General features: G+C 40.1%; 16 protein-coding genes. 5 read left to right on the forward strand and 11 right to left on the reverse strand.

The genetic code is table 11. From position 1 onward, the window contains the following. Window positions 1-133 precede the first annotated feature (133 nt). Genes SULAR_RS02055 through SULAR_RS02080 form a run of 6 tightly spaced genes read right to left on the reverse strand, consistent with a single transcriptional unit; the run spans window position 134 to window position 6,324 of the window. Window positions 134-1,261: a hypothetical protein gene (locus tag SULAR_RS02055; RefSeq protein ID WP_008242490.1), complete on the reverse strand. Its 1,128-nt coding sequence runs from the start codon at window positions 1,259-1,261 to the stop codon at window positions 134-136. Continuing rightward, the gene (locus SULAR_RS02060) at window positions 1,248-1,919 is read right to left on the reverse strand and encodes an ABC transporter ATP-binding protein (RefSeq protein ID WP_008242492.1); all 672 of its coding nucleotides are present in this window, start codon (window positions 1,917-1,919) and stop codon (window positions 1,248-1,250) included. Before SULAR_RS02060 ends, SULAR_RS02055 begins: the two co-directional genes overlap by 14 nt. Beyond that, on the reverse strand, window positions 1,916-3,151 hold the full coding sequence (locus tag SULAR_RS02065) for an ABC transporter permease (protein WP_008242494.1): 1,236 nt from the start codon (window positions 3,149-3,151) through the stop codon (window positions 1,916-1,918). Before SULAR_RS02065 ends, SULAR_RS02060 begins: the two co-directional genes overlap by 4 nt. Beyond that, a complete protein-coding gene (locus SULAR_RS02070; protein ID WP_008242495.1) occupies window positions 3,144-4,364 on the reverse strand; it encodes an ABC transporter permease in 1,221 nt (406 codons plus the stop codon). Before SULAR_RS02070 ends, SULAR_RS02065 begins: the two co-directional genes overlap by 8 nt. A gap of 11 nt (window positions 4,365-4,375) precedes the next feature. Beyond that, a complete protein-coding gene (locus tag SULAR_RS02075) occupies window positions 4,376-5,107 on the reverse strand; it encodes an outer membrane lipoprotein-sorting protein (RefSeq protein WP_008242496.1) in 732 nt (243 codons plus the stop codon). 41 nt (window positions 5,108-5,148) lie between these two features. Continuing rightward, a complete protein-coding gene (locus SULAR_RS02080; RefSeq protein ID WP_008242497.1) occupies window positions 5,149-6,324 on the reverse strand; it encodes a YbfB/YjiJ family MFS transporter in 1,176 nt (391 codons plus the stop codon). Window positions 6,325-6,610: 286 nt separating this feature from the next. Between SULAR_RS02080 and SULAR_RS02085 the strand changes: the two genes are divergently transcribed. From SULAR_RS02085 to SULAR_RS02100, 4 genes are all read left to right on the forward strand, one after another. Further along, on the forward strand, window positions 6,611-8,368 hold the full coding sequence (locus SULAR_RS02085) for a bifunctional diguanylate cyclase/phosphodiesterase (protein ID WP_238536346.1): 1,758 nt from the start codon (window positions 6,611-6,613) through the stop codon (window positions 8,366-8,368). 91 nt (window positions 8,369-8,459) lie between these two features. Next, the gene (amrS, locus tag SULAR_RS02090) at window positions 8,460-9,470 is read left to right on the forward strand and encodes an AmmeMemoRadiSam system radical SAM enzyme (RefSeq protein ID WP_008242499.1); all 1,011 of its coding nucleotides are present in this window, start codon (window positions 8,460-8,462) and stop codon (window positions 9,468-9,470) included. Beyond that, on the forward strand, window positions 9,467-10,273 hold the full coding sequence (gene amrB, locus SULAR_RS02095; RefSeq protein WP_008242500.1) for an AmmeMemoRadiSam system protein B: 807 nt from the start codon (window positions 9,467-9,469) through the stop codon (window positions 10,271-10,273). The genes amrS and amrB overlap by 4 nt, the downstream gene beginning before the upstream one ends. Next, a complete protein-coding gene (locus tag SULAR_RS02100) occupies window positions 10,274-10,888 on the forward strand; it encodes a protein-L-isoaspartate O-methyltransferase (protein ID WP_008242511.1) in 615 nt (204 codons plus the stop codon). Between the two features lie 55 nt (window positions 10,889-10,943). Here SULAR_RS02100 and SULAR_RS02105 read toward each other — a convergent pair whose 3' ends face one another. From SULAR_RS02105 to SULAR_RS02115, 4 genes are all read right to left on the reverse strand, one after another. Next, entirely contained in the window at window positions 10,944-11,495 is a 552-nt protein-coding gene (locus SULAR_RS02105) for a cation transporter (protein ID WP_008242513.1), read from the reverse strand. An 81-nt stretch (window positions 11,496-11,576) separates the two neighbouring features. Continuing rightward, entirely contained in the window at window positions 11,577-11,813 is a 237-nt protein-coding gene (locus SULAR_RS11440) for a GDCCVxC domain-containing (seleno)protein (protein WP_081501818.1), read from the reverse strand. Window positions 11,814-11,892: 79 nt separating this feature from the next. After that, on the reverse strand, window positions 11,893-12,351 hold the full coding sequence (locus SULAR_RS02110) for a bacterioferritin (RefSeq protein ID WP_008242516.1): 459 nt from the start codon (window positions 12,349-12,351) through the stop codon (window positions 11,893-11,895). Window positions 12,352-12,544: 193 nt separating this feature from the next. Continuing rightward, window positions 12,545-12,949, reverse strand: coding sequence for a hypothetical protein (locus SULAR_RS02115; RefSeq protein ID WP_008242517.1), 405 nt, complete (start codon window positions 12,947-12,949; stop codon window positions 12,545-12,547). 109 nt (window positions 12,950-13,058) lie between these two features. Between SULAR_RS02115 and SULAR_RS02120 the strand changes: the two genes are divergently transcribed. Further along, window positions 13,059-13,877 carry a Sir2 family NAD-dependent protein deacetylase gene (locus SULAR_RS02120; protein WP_008242519.1) on the forward strand — a complete coding sequence of 273 codons (819 nt, stop codon included), beginning with the start codon at window positions 13,059-13,061 and terminating at the stop codon, window positions 13,875-13,877. Between the two features lie 14 nt (window positions 13,878-13,891). On the opposite strand, the gene SULAR_RS02125 is transcribed toward SULAR_RS02120, so the two are convergent. Beyond that, window positions 13,892-14,698: a hypothetical protein gene (locus tag SULAR_RS02125; protein ID WP_008242521.1), complete on the reverse strand. Its 807-nt coding sequence runs from the start codon at window positions 14,696-14,698 to the stop codon at window positions 13,892-13,894. Window positions 14,699-14,831: the final 133 nt, after the last annotated feature.

The following is a 14,831-nucleotide window of genomic DNA, read 5'->3' on the forward strand; positions in this document are numbered from 1 at the left end:
CTGATATAGTATAGGCATACCTTAGCTTTTGGCTTTTGGAAGCTCTAAAAACCCTATATTTACTGAAGGATACAAGAAGCCTGAAGCTTAGATAAAAACACTGAAAAGTGCTTAAAAAATAGGTGGTAAAGGATCAATAGGTCACTCTGAAACGCAGATAATAGCTGTTCTCTACACTACCGAATTCACTCTCTTCTGTTCCTCTATAAAGCATTGCACCTATTGATACGGAAGCATCGTCACTGAGACTGTAAGTGAGAAGAGGGGAGATGAAACTACTTTGGTCTTCTGGACTGTGTATCATACTCAGTGTACCGCTATAAAGTAGGTTGAAGTCATAATAGGCAGAGGCTCCTATATAGTCTGAAGAGAGATGACGGTTATAACCCAGGCTGCTTTTCTGGAAGTTGAGTATTTCATCAGCTGTATAGGTTTTGGTAGAGTGCAGCCACTCGGCCATGACGGTCAGTCCATTGACAAAACCATAGTCTACACCCAATATGGTTTGATAAAAGGATCTATCTAGCAGTTTATCTTTGTAGTACCCGCCTTCACTTCGCCATTCTATACCAGTATCAAAAAGATTACCTTCTATCTCATAGGCGATCATTTGGGCATCATTACTTGAAAAGAGATCCAGTGCGACATCCCCGATCTTGGTATTCCCTTTGATCCTTCCTGCATATTTGTAACTACCATCATGACGTTTAGCTACCACTCCCATCATCTGGCTGAGTGTTCCCAGTGCATAGGTATAGGAGAGAGAAAAGTTACCATAGATCTGGTCAGGTTCCAGTGCAAGAGGATTTCTAGGGTTAAAAAGATCGGTAGGTGTCCATATGCGTCCCACACCCATCGTGATCTTTTGTAGACCGAAGAGTATATTATGTTTTTCATCTGCGTAACCGATAGAAAAACGGTGCAGCCGTCCAAATACTTCGCCATTCCCATAGTTTTTGCTATGTGTCTCTATATCAAAGGGGGTATCTGCTTGGATAGAGCGAAAAAACCCGTATTCAAAGCTATCTATATAGGTTTCTCCGTAATAGTTATCTATATCTGCGATGATATGGGCAAACCAGTTTCTCTCTGTAATGTTATCGGTCAACCTTAGCCTGTTGTAATTGTACAGTGTTCTTTCCTGTTGGGTATAGGGTATCTTTGAGATCGTATAGTTGGTGTTCTCTATGGTAAGGTCATGCTCTATGGCCATGATCGGCACGGTCAAACAGAGCAGGGCTAGAGAGTTAACGATCTTCAACGACAACTCCGTCATCCAGAACTATGATACGTTTGGACTGTTCCAGTACATACTTGTCATGGGAAGCAAAGATGACCGTCACATGCTCTTTTTCATTGAGTGTTCGCAGCATATTCATCAGACGTTCACTGTTCTTTGAATCAAGGTTTGCTGTGGGTTCATCAGCGAGTATCAGTTTGGGACGTGAAGCAACTGCACGTGCTACAGCCACACGCTGCTGCTGTCCACCGCTTATTTCACCGGGCAGTTTGTCAAGAAGGTCTTCGATCTGCAATATAGAAGCCAGTTCCATGATACGTGCATCGATCTCTTTTTGATCAAACTTGAGCAGTTTCATAATGAACCCTATGTTTTCTCTCACATTGAGTACATGGATGAGATTGTAGGCCTGAAAGATAAAACCGATATCATGCAGTCTCAGTTTTGCCATCTTCTCTTCACTATAAGCCGATATCTCTTCTCCTTCAAAAAATATCTCTCCGCTTGTGGCAGAGTCAAGTCCACCTATGATATTCAAAAGGGTGGTCTTTCCTGAACCTGACTCACCACTCAGTGTAGTGAACTCACCCTTTTCAAAGGTAAGATTGATATCGGTCAGGGCTTTGACCTCTTTGGGGGTATCAGGGTAGAATGTTTTGTAGACATGGTTGAGTTTCATAACATTTTTCCTTGTATAACTTGTATAGGTTTTATCTTTTTCAGTTTACGCAGAGGCCAGATCACTGAGAGCAGGGTAGCAAAAAATACAGCAAAGAATGCTTGAAAGAAATAGTAAAGATGCATATTGGCATACATGACTGCACTGTAGCCATAGAGTTCCAATCCTGCTTCAAAAGCACGCATATCCACACCTGCAGTTGACATATACAAAAGGAAGATCCATCCTCCCAAAGCCCCTGCGATATAACCGATCAGACCGAGAAAAGAGGCTTCCATAATGATCTGGTTTCTGACGGTTCTGTAAGGGGTTCCTATGGCAAGCATAATACTGAATTCGCGCATTCTTTCTAGAACAGAGACAAGCATTACACCAAAAATTCCCAGTGCAGCGACGATAAAGACAATGGCATAAGAGGCCAAATTGAAGATATTCATCCACTCCTGCATCTGTATCAGTAAAGGGTAGAGTTCATCCCAGCGAAGTACATCTATGGCAGGAAAACGTTTTTTCAGCTCTTGTTGTACCATAAGGATATGCTCAGAATCTTTCACCCGCAACGCTATCTGAGTAGCACTTTGATGCACATCGAGAAATGTGGACATCTTTTCCATAGAGATAAATACAGCCTGATCATCGATAGTAGGGTTACCGGTCTTGAGAATACCGCTAATACGAAAAGAGATAGCATTGATCTCACCTGTTGCATCTTGCGCGGTGAAGATCACACGGCTTCCTATGTTAAGATTGAGTTTTTTAGCCAGTGCTGAACCGATCAATGCCTTTTGATTCTTTTCACCAAAACTGTACTCCCCTTGGGTGATAAAATCATTAAGTTCTCCGAAATTCTGTTCATTTGAAAGAGAGATGCCTTTGAGGACTGCCCCAAGAGACTTATGTGCGGTAGCGATGAGACCTTCTTTTTCCAAACGCACGGAGTAAGCGTCTATAGCTTCTATCTTGGAAAAAGCCTCTATATAGTTTGAAATAGGCGTGAGTCTGTACTCCAGTGTTTTATTCAGTCTATACTTTTTGTTGTAGAGAGATATCTCTCCTGAATCACTGCGGATGGTCGTATTGATCAAATGGAGGATCATACCATCATAGAGTCCCTGGAGTCCAAGCAGACCAGTCAGACTCAGTGCGATCATCATGATCACCATCAAAGAACGGGTTTTACGTCTCCAAATACTCAGCCAGGCCAGCACGGTACTCAGTGGATATTTAGACATATCTCATCGCCTCCATTGCCGTGAGTTTGTTGACCTTGAAGATCGGGTAGATAATGGCTGCCAGATTGAGTATAAAGATCGTCAGTGCATTCCATGAGATAGTAAAGAGATCAAAGTTCATAGATATCTCATCACTGACCACACCATACTCTTTATAGGTCTCAGCGATACCCGATATTACGATAGGATGAAGTTCAAAGTAGTAGGCGATGGATGCACCGATAAGGGTACCCAGAATGATGCTGATCGTAGCAAGTATCAGGATCTCAATAAAAAGCATGCCAAAGATATCTTTGGATGTCAGTCCCAAAGCACGTAACAGTCCTATTTCTCTGGCACGCGTATAGATACTGACATAAGAAAATATCATGATCACAAAAAAGATCACGATAAAGAAGATGGAGATGGAGATATACCCGAAAATAGAATCCACCAGCATCGCCTGTACCAGTGCAGTAAGAAGTGTTTTCCAATTGACCGATTCATACCCTGAAGGGAGTACATTTTGAAGTTTTGTGGTCATTATATCTATCTTGTCATTATCATGGAAGCAGAGGGTAAAATAACTGGCTATATTTTGACTCATCATCAGGGTGTCCAGATAGGATTTGTTGACAAAAGCGGACTGGGAATCAAATTCGAAAAGGCCTGTTTTAAAGATCCCTTTCACAGTAAAAAGGTCTGCAGCGATGGAGTAATCGACGGAAGATCCCACCATGGCTATCTCGCTGCCTACCTCTGCATCCAAACGCTCTGCAAGTGAAGAGCCGATGTAGATGGCATTGGTATCATTATCATCGAGATAAGCACCTTTGATAAGAGAATCGTTCAGTTTACTCAGTGTTTTTTCCCGGGAAGGAATGATCCCTCCGATCAAACTTCCTATGGTCTTTATCTCTCTTGAGAGTAGCGCATAGGTCTCAAACCTTGGACTATAGTGTTTGATGGAAGGGTCATTTTTGAGAATAGTATCAATGTGATCTGCATCTTCTATGAGATGATCGTAACCGCCTTCATCTCTATACCCGTCAAGATTCACATGTGCATACCCGGTATAGATCTCCACCGAACTTTTAATGATCTGATGGTGTGAACCATCCATCAGTGCAACATAAGAGATGAAAAGAATCGTACTGAAGGTGCTCAAAAGCAGTGTGGTGATACTTCTGCCTTTGGATTTTACAATATTTCTAAAAGCGAGTGAAAAAAGCACGGTCCTACCTTTTACCTTGAATAGCGTTTCAAAGCTTGTTTTGTAAAATACGAAGGATCTATTTTGGTATCAAAGTTGACCTTTTCAAAGATCACCTTCGTACGGTTTTTCTTTTTGTCCGGATCTAGAGGCTGGAGTTCCATGACCATAGGGATCGTGTGTGAACCATGTGCTTCTATTTTGGAGAAGGTCATTATCCTTACTTTTTTCATCATGTCATCGTAAAATATCTCTTTGATTGGGACAGCATTTTTGAGATCGACATCAATGACGATCTTTCCCCAAACTACTGCGGCATTGGGTTTTGGTATCAGTTCCAAGGTAGCAAAATCACCTTTCTTTGAGAGAAGAGAGGCGCTGTAGTCCTCTTCCAAAGAGCTCTCTTTGACCATATCATCATTGGTGAAGTCACTTCCCATCCAGCTTTGCAGCATCATAGATGGTGGTATCTTGATGGTACGTTCTATCTTGGGAATATACTGCCACATTTGATTGTCGATCTTTAAAAAGGTGATGCCTTTGTCTTTTTTAGGGTAGAGTATTTTGATAAAGCTCTTGTCGTTCCCCTCAGACCAGCTCTCTATCTTTACCGTGCGTTTGCCACGCTTAGAGGTAACGATCATACTCATAGTGGAGTACATGTAGTCACCACGGAGATTTTTTTCAAGTTTTTTGATGATGGCTTGGGCTTCGTTAGCGTGTAAAGAGAATGCAATAAAAAGCAGAGAGATGAAGTATTTCATATAAGCCCCTTTTTTTTATTATAGCAAAATTGTAGAGAGGTTTATTTTAGTTTGTTGATTCTCTTTGCGTACGCTAAAAACACTATACCTAAAAACACGATGAATGCTGTGACATAGAGTGTAGAATTATAGTTTCCAAAATGATTGATAAGAGCAACACTGTAAAGCGGTGCACCGACTTGACCGATGCCGTAAGCAGCAGTCATGGATCCCATAAGTACTACCGGATTTTTCCCGGCCAGTTGACCGCCGAGATTCAGAAACAGTGCTACAAGGCCTATGAAAGTACTGCCGTATAGTGCACCGCTGAGCAGGTTGAGTATGATGTTGGTACTCCATGCGGGTATGAGAATACCTATGATCTGAAGTGCCATCGCGATGATGATGACATTGACACTTCCATAGTGATGTGCCCATCTCATCCAAAGGATAGAAGAGGGGATACCTGCAATACCCACGATAAGCCAACCGAGATTTCCATACCCCTCCAATCCTTCAAGAGAATTAATGATGTCCGGTAAAAAAGTACCCTGCACAACAAAACCGACACCTTCTGTGAAATAGGCCAAGATAAGCAGTATGACATAGGGTGAGAATATAGACTTTGAGAGAGGATGTTTTACTGCTTCCTTTTTGACCACTTTATCAAAAGAGAGAATATAAAGTGTATAAAAAGTGATAATAAAAGCAAACAGAGATAAAGCCAGCCAGGCATCACTCCATGTGCCATTTTGCAGCACATACTGGCTGAAAAGTTCAGATATAACTATAGCAAAGCCAATACCGCTGAAGTGGATGCCCATAGCCTTTGTTTTATTCTCAAAATTCAGTTTTACCATGACGATGGCACCACCCACGATAAGGACCATGGCTGAACCAAAACCAGCGATAATCCTTGAGATAAGCCACAATGTTTCATTGGTAGTAGTTGCCAGCACCAGTGTTGTAAGGATACTGAGTACCATGCCGATGCGAAAATACTTTACTTTTGTGTTGATATCTTTGATAAAGATAGAAAAGAGAGCACCGGCCAGATAGCCTGCAAAGTTAAAGGATGCCAAGACACCGGCATAGGTAAGTGACAAGAAGTCTTCAAGCATAGAAGGAAGAAGTGAAGTAAAAGCAAACCTTGCCACACCTACACCTACGACGATAGCGAGTATACCGGCCAGGAGTATAGCAGTATTATGGTTCTTATCAAAAAGAGTTTTTATCATAATGGTCTTTTTTTTCGAATTATAGTCACAGTAGACTTAATTATGAGTCGTAAAAAACGTCAAGTATAAGAGGAAGATATTTCTACTGTATTTACGTGTGTATAGTCTATATGATAGATTTGTAGGTCGGTTTTAATCTTATGTTATAAAAGATAGTTATACAATAATCATTATGCAGAAACAAAAATTCTATGGCTTTTTACGAAAACAGATCTTACTGACAATAGGATTCTCTTTTATACCCGGTTTTGCATACCTTGGATTGGGCTGGATGAAGGGGGTCCTGATGCCAGCTTTAATCGTGAATGGTTTGGTCATACTGGTATCAGTATGGGGATGGAAGCTTTATAGAGATTTTGAATTTGAAGAGATGGATAAAGAGGAGCTGAAACATTGGTATAGAAAACTGACACTCTTTTTTTATATCATCTTCGGCTTATGGACCCTTGATTTTCTTGTCTATTCAGAAGAGATAGAGAGTAAACTTCATTATATCGCTGTTTGTACGCAAGTAGGTATCTCTATCGTAGCATCCATATTACTCTTTTCAGAAAGAAAACTTTTTTATCCTATTTTATTGATCCTCATTTTACCTTTGATCGTCTATTCTCTCTTGATCGGAGAGTTCTATGGTGATGTGCTTTCTCTCTTCTCTCTTATTTTTTTGGGTGTATTGATCTACGCATCAGACAATAGTTATAACCTGATCCAAAAAGCCTATTATCAGGCACAGCATGATGCATTGACAGGTTTATATAACAGCCGTTATTTTATCAATTATATGGATTATATGATCAAGAGAATTCACGCTTCCAAAAAATGTGCCTATCTTTTGCTTATCGATCTTGATCATTTCAAAACGATCAACGATTCACTGGGGCATGAATTGGGAGATAAAGTACTTCAGGAAGTTTCAAAACGTATTAGAGAGTATTGTGAAGATACGCATACGATCGCCCGTCTTGGAGGAGATGAATTTGCAATCATAAGTGATACATTATATGGTGATGGAACTTGTCAGGAGAGTGCTTACAGTTTTTCTGTGGAATTGTTGGGGGTTTTGAAAGAGACCTATGTGGTGGATCGTCATCATCTCTATATTAGTGCAAGTATCGGAGTCAATAATCTGGGCGGTTCATCAAAAGAAGCCAGACAATTCATAAAAGAAGCAGATATCGCGATGTATCAGGCAAAAGCACAGGGGCGTGATGGGATCATTTTATTCAATGATGAATTGGCCAAAGAGGTTGAATATCGTCTGGAGATCGAACGAAAACTTTATTTTGCTTTGGAACATAATGAAATTGAACTGCGCTACCAGCCACAGTTTAACAGGGATCAGAAGATCATTGGTTGTGAAGTACTTGTCCGATGGAACAGTCCAGATCTTGGACTTATCTCTCCGTTTGAATTTGTTTCGATCTCGGAAAAGACAGGGCTGATCATTGAACTGGGAAATTATATTATTGAAGAGGCTTTTAAAACACTTCAGGCATGGGAGATCATGGGCTTAGACCTAAAACAGTTCTCGATCAATATCAGTGTGAGACAATTTTTTCATAGTACTTTTTTAGATGAGGTGAAGCGGCTGTCTGACAAGTATCTCAATGAAGATACAAGAAAAAAGATCATTTTTGAAGTGACAGAGACGATCCTCATCGAAGATGTTTATAGAATCAGTGTCATCATCAATAAACTAAAGCAGTTGGATTTTTCATTTTCCATGGATGACTTTGGTACAGGATACTCCTCGCTCAGTGCGCTACGTGAAATGCCTATAGAAGAGTTGAAAATAGACCGTTCATTTGTGATCCATTTAGGTGAGCGCAAATCGGATGAACTGATGATTACTACGATTCTTTCCCTGGCGAAAATATATGATCTTAAAACGGTAGCAGAAGGTATAGAGACACAAGAACAATTTTTATTTCTATTGGAAAATGGCTGTGATATGTTTCAGGGGTATTATTTCTCAAAACCACTGTCAAAAGATCATTTTGAACTATTTTATAAAGAAAGCTTCTCTAAGAAATTAAGTATATGAAAAATTTATTGACATTTATAATAGCCTGTGATATGATTAAGTATAGTTGAGTCAACTTTAGTTACGAAGCTGGCTCATTAAAGGAGTCAACATGACATCTAACAAAGATATGAAATACTACACAAAAGAAGAGGGTAAAGACAGGATCATCTGTCTGCTCTGTCGCCACTCCTGTAAACTGAAAGAGGGACAGGTCGGTATCTGCGGAATCAACAAAAACGTAGGAGGAGAGCTTGAAACGCTTGTATATGGCCATCCTGTTGCAGTCCATGTGGATCCTGTAGAAAAAAAACCGCTGAATCATGTACTACCAGGCAGTACAGCACTCTCCTTTGGGACAGTTGGATGTAACTTCAAATGTCCGTTCTGTCAAAATTGGGATATCTCCCAGGAGAAAAAAGTCAATGAATCCATCAATGTAAGTCCTGAAGAAATGGTCGAATTGGCCATCTCACATGGTGCAGAATCCATTGCCTACACTTACAATGAACCCACGATCTTCTACCCTTATGCCAAAGATATCGGTGTGATTGCGAAAGCAAAAGGGCTTAAAAACCTTTTTGTCTCTAACGGCTTTGAATCACCAGAGGTCATAGCAGATATGGCAAGCTGGGTGGATGCTGCAAACATCGATCTTAAAAGCTGGGATGATGCCTACTATAGAAAGGTACTCAAAGGCGGGCTCGATGAGGTGAAAGACACACTTAAAAGAATGATAGATGCTGGGATATGGGTCGAGATCACGACACTGCTTATCGAGGGTGAGAACGACAGTGATAAAGACTTGGAAGAGATGGCATCGTACATCGCCAATGACCTTGGTAAACATGTGCCATGGCATTTAAGTGCGTTCCATCCTGATTATAAAATGATGGATCATGAGAGAACAAAAATAGACACACTGATGCGTGCAAAAAAGATAGGTGAAAAAGCAGGACTTTATTATATTTATCTAGGGAATGTACCGGTGCATGCTGATACACACTGTCCGCAATGTGGAACGTTACTCATAGACCGTTCAGGCTATGATGTAACAGTGAATAACTTGGAGAATGGGCACTGTCCGAAGTGTCATAGAGCGATAGAAGGAGTATGGTCATGAGTACACGAGAAGCTTCGGTAGCCGGACAGTTTTACCCATCCAGCCCGGATGAGATACACTCCATGCTGGAACATTATAATCAAATTATTGATGAGCATCTCAAAGAGAAGGATAGTGTGCTACACCTTAAACCAAGAGCGGTCATTGTACCGCATGCAGGATATGTCTACAGTGGTTTTACTGCGAATATCGCATTAAGACTGTTGTCAAATTCAGATGTCAAACGTGTGGTGATCATCGGTCCTAGTCATAGGGTTTACCTCACTGGAACAAGTATTTCTGAATTTGATACCTATCATACACCTCTTGGTGCATTGCTCATCGATAAACCATTGGTATTAGATCTGAAAGAACGGTTTGATATAGGATTTGTACCTGAAGCCCACCATGAGCACAGTACAGAAGTACAGGTCCCTTTTGTCAAAACCTATACACCGGATGTGTCCGTGGTCGAGTTGGTCTATGGTGATGAATCACCACAAAAGCTGGCAGAGGTCATCGAGTATCTTCTGGATGATCCTGAGACTGCAGTCGTGATCAGTACGGACTTAAGCCACTATTATGATATCAAAAAAGCCAATGCACTTGACAGTATCTGTTTGGATGCGGTGGAGAAACTGAGCACTGCTGAATTGCATGAAGGATGTGAAGCCTGTGGTAAGATCGGTGTAGAGGCGATGTTGCTTGCAGCAAAAAAGAACGGGTTGAGATCTGTGCTGTTGGATTATCGTACGAGTGCGGATGCCAGCGGAGATGAATCACAGGTTGTAGGGTATATGAGTGCAGCATTTGTGGAGCAGTAGATGAAGAAGATGGATAGACTCGTGGATAGTATGATCTCCTCGAATATGTTGAAAAGTCCACTGATCATTGATGCCTTTAGAACGATCGATAGAAAATACTTTGTACCTGAAGAATATGAAGATGAAGCCTACGCAGATATGCCTCTGCCCATAGGAGATTACCAAACCATATCCCAACCTTCCACAGTAGCCTTCATGTTGGAACGTCTTGACCCCCAGGATGGGAACACGGTGTTGGACATTGGTTCGGGGTCAGGATGGACCACAGCACTTCTTTGTTATATGGTAGGAAATAAAGGCAGTGTGATCGGGCTTGAAAGGATCAGTATATTGGTGGAGCAAGGAAGAGAAAACCTTTCCAAGTTTGGTTTTAATAGTCATTGTCACATAGAAAGGGCAGGAGATACGCTTGGCCTGCCGGGAAAACAGTTTGACAGGATACTGGTCTCTGCTTCAGCTGATGAAACTCCGGAAGAACTTTTTTTACAATTAAAAATAGGTGGTATCCTGGTGATACCTATAGGAGAGTCTATTTTTAAATTTACAAAGACTTCAGAAACAAAGATTGAAAAAGAAGAGTTTTACGGATTTGTGTTTGTACCGTTGATCTACTGACTTTTACAGGCTCAATATATACATACATTTTTTGTGTATCAAAATGGACAGATGATTAGATGCAACTCTCTGTATGTACACGTTTTTCATGATATGCATCCTTGATAATATCTATACCACCACGAATGACTATGATTGAAATAATCATACCAACAATCAGATCTGGTAATCTTGTCTCTAAAAGATATACAAATCCACCACCAATAATAATACCTACATTAGCAATCACATCATTTTTTGAAAATATCCAACTGGCACGCATATGAACCTCACCTTTTTTGTATTTTGAAATCAGGATCAAACAAATAATGTTTGCTACTAGAGCTGCCATCCCAACAAAAATCATCAGGAGTGACTCTGGTTCACTTCCATAAATCAATCGGCGTATAACATCTGCAAAAACCAATACTCCCAATATTACTTGAAAAATACCGCTTAAATGTGCGGCTTTTATTTTTACAAGCGGTGATTTTCCAACTGCATACAGCGCTATACCATAGACTGTTGCATCAGCCAACATATCAAGAGAATCTGCTATGAGGGCAGTTGACTCACTCAAGATGCCAAGTGTAATCTCAGCCATAAACATAAAGGCATTGATACTCAAGAGGATTTTTAATACCTTGCCTTCTAAACGATGATTGATTTCCGTGTCAGATCTACAACTTGCTATTTTTATTCCTTCTATCTATGATTGACAACAAGAATCTGAATCTTTCTGCATGGGAGGACAGGGGACTGAACCGTATGAACAAAAGACACAGCAATCACACTTTTTAGGCTTAAGAATTGCACCGCAATTCTCACACTCATAAAACCATTGACACGCATCTGTTGGCATGGTTTCTATTTTTTTATAACCACATTTAGAACATGTGATCTCAGATTCTAAAATAAGTTCTTTTTTCACTGAATCTCTATTCATTTTTAAAAATATTCTCCTCGTCTGCATATGTAATAGAGGAACACAAAACATCCCAGTAAGATGGACAGGTAGAGCTTCGTTAGGTTTTAAATGCCTCTACATCTCCAGGATGCCTTAACATCTTATTCACACTATCAAGATGCATCTCCTCTTCTACGATCATTTCTCTGGCGTATTCTTCCAATAACACGGAAGTACCACCTTCTGTTAGTTTCAATAATTCGTAGTAGGCATCAAGAGCTGTTTTTTCATGCTCCAGGCTTTCTCGGAGTATATCTCCAATGTCATGCTTCGCTGTTTCAAGTAACTTTCCAATACTGAGTGATGGATGACCACCCAAAAGCGTTACAAGTTCACCAGCCCTATGTGCATGAGTTAAACCTTCTTGCGCATTACTTTTCATCCAATCAACTATAGGTAACCTATTGTAGCCATAAACCATTAAAGAGTAATGGGTATAACGTACAACCCCGGCTAATTCGACCTCCATTATCCTGTTTAAGATCTCAATAGCATTTTTTGTATCTGTATTATTCATTTGTCTATCCTTTCCGTCAGCTTTTATTTTTTTGCATAGGAACAATTTTTAGTAGACCAAGTAAGCACTTGCTTGTTTTATTTGGACACTGTATCCAGAAATCGTATAAATATACAATACTACAATGTAATGAGTGTGTAATGGAAATTCAAATGCTGGTATTATTTACGATTGAAGTAGGGGTATTGTAAAATTACAGTATACGTTTCACCTTGGCCATTAAAAGTGGTGAGATCAAACTTACTGCCAGTACAATGATAAAGAGGTTTCCTCTCATAATATGAAAGACCTCTGAGATATCAGACCATGATTTCCCCATCACATAATAGCCAAAGATGAATTCAAACAGGAGTGTCATTAAAACCCATTGAAGTCCAATAACAAAGTAGGTAAGAGCATGATGTTTTCCAAATAGTGGAAAAGAGACATAGGTAACGATCAATACGATCATGGAGAGTGTGATACCACTCACCGGCACTGCCATATTTGGACCAATCATGCCAACTAAAACATTTTCTCTAAAGATACCGTTGATGATCGCCATGAAAGCTATGATCAACCAGATCATACTTGTTTTCAGAAAAAGATTGACTGTCATATGACACTCCTGAGGCAACATGCATACAACCATTATCTCTTATTTTTGCTTTATTTCAGTAGGAAGGTTTTTTGATAGGTAGGTGGGATTATATGCTATAATCTTCCCCATGAATATTACAGAAAACCTACAAAAAGCAAAACAATTACTGGAAGAATCAGATGCACTTTTTATCACTGCAGGTGCAGGGATGGGTGTGGACAGTGGATTGCCTGACTTTAGAGGAGTGGAGGGCTTTTGGAATGCCTATCCAAAGGCCAAAGAGTTGGGGCTTCATTTTGAAGAGATGGCTAATCCGGAGTGGTTTGAGTCTGACCCTCGGTTGGCTTGGGCTTTTTATGGTCATAGATTACACCTTTACCGTGATACAGTACCTAATGAGGGCTTTAGAAAGCTTTTGGAACTATCTAATACTAAAAAATATGGAGCTCATATTTTTACCTCAAATGTAGATGGACAGTTTCAAAAATCTGGTTTCAAAGAGGAGCAGATCATGGAGTGTCACGGTTCCATTCACCATATGCAGTGTATCGATAATTGTCAAGGCATGCTTTGGAGTGCGAATGATACTTTTATAGAGATAGAAGAGGGGTTTAAAGCCAAAGAACCTTTACCTTCCTGTCCTTTCTGTGGGGCTATGGCACGCCCGAATATTTTGATGTTCGGGGATTTTGGTTGGGAGTATGCACGTACCGATGGACAAAGAGAGAGACTAAGTCGTTGGATGGACTCTTTGGAAAAGGAGGGGGTAAAGCTTGCTATCGTAGAGCTAGGGGCAGGAACTGCTGTACCAACGGTCAGAAATACGTCTGAACAGATAGCCAGAAGATTTGATGTTCCTTTGATACGTATCAACCCAAGAGAGAGTTTTGGAGCAGAGATAGGTCTTCCTATGGGTGCCGTTGAAGCATTGAAGAAGATTATTTAGATAATAGAGTATCTTTAAAATGCAGTATTGTTAAGCTCTTCTATGTCACTCATGGTTTGGCTTTGACTCTCTTTTTCTGATTCTTTAGCATTTAGGACCTTTACATCTATCTTTACGTTTGATAGTTCATTGGCTTCCGCCTCTCTGGTTACAGCCTCCACTTTATTTTTGATGGTAGTAGGATCTATTTTGGGAGAAAAAGGTTTTATTTTTGGTTGTCTTTGTGCCTTTTTGAGTGCTTTATGTATCTCGATCAAACCCGTTTCATAACTACATAATTTATCATAGTTCTCCATATCCCGTTCCAACATGGCTATGGTGTAACTTTCTATCATCCTTGTCTTTCGCAGGAGCATTTTTTGTGCATACTTTTCTCTTGCTATTTCCACACCCTGTTTAATTTCGGGAGACAGTGCATTTTCATAGGCTATTTTTGCTTTATTAGTGCCATTACCACTCTTTTTAATATAGAGTTTTTTGGCACCATCTGTGATATGTTTCATGCCAAATGCTTGGCTTACACCATCAAAAATATCCATATAGAGCCCTTGTTTTTTAGGGTTGGATGATTTATTGAGCGGATTGTCCAAGTAGTGCTGACACTGAAGATTTGATTTCATGATAAACTCGCCTATCATGGCATTACGATCTTCTTTTGTAGGTGACACTTTATCAACAGTAGCGATAAACATAGACCTATCTGTATGAAAACCGGCTACTTTGCGCTTTTTTTCCTCAGGTTCTGGCGTATCAGAACCACATCCATTGATAAGCAATAGAATAGATGCTGCTACCATAGTATGGATCTTATTTTTTATCATACATACACTCGCTTGTAATTAATATGATATTATACCATTTCGCTACAATTAATACTTTGATAGACTATCTGGAATTTTATACCTGATAACTATGATTATCTTCAGAATATATAGGCTTGATCAAGCAAAGTGG

The sequence above is a fragment of the Sulfurovum sp. AR genome (assembly GCF_000296775.1).
Taxonomy (GTDB): domain Bacteria; phylum Campylobacterota; class Campylobacteria; order Campylobacterales; family Sulfurovaceae; genus Sulfurovum; species Sulfurovum xiamenensis.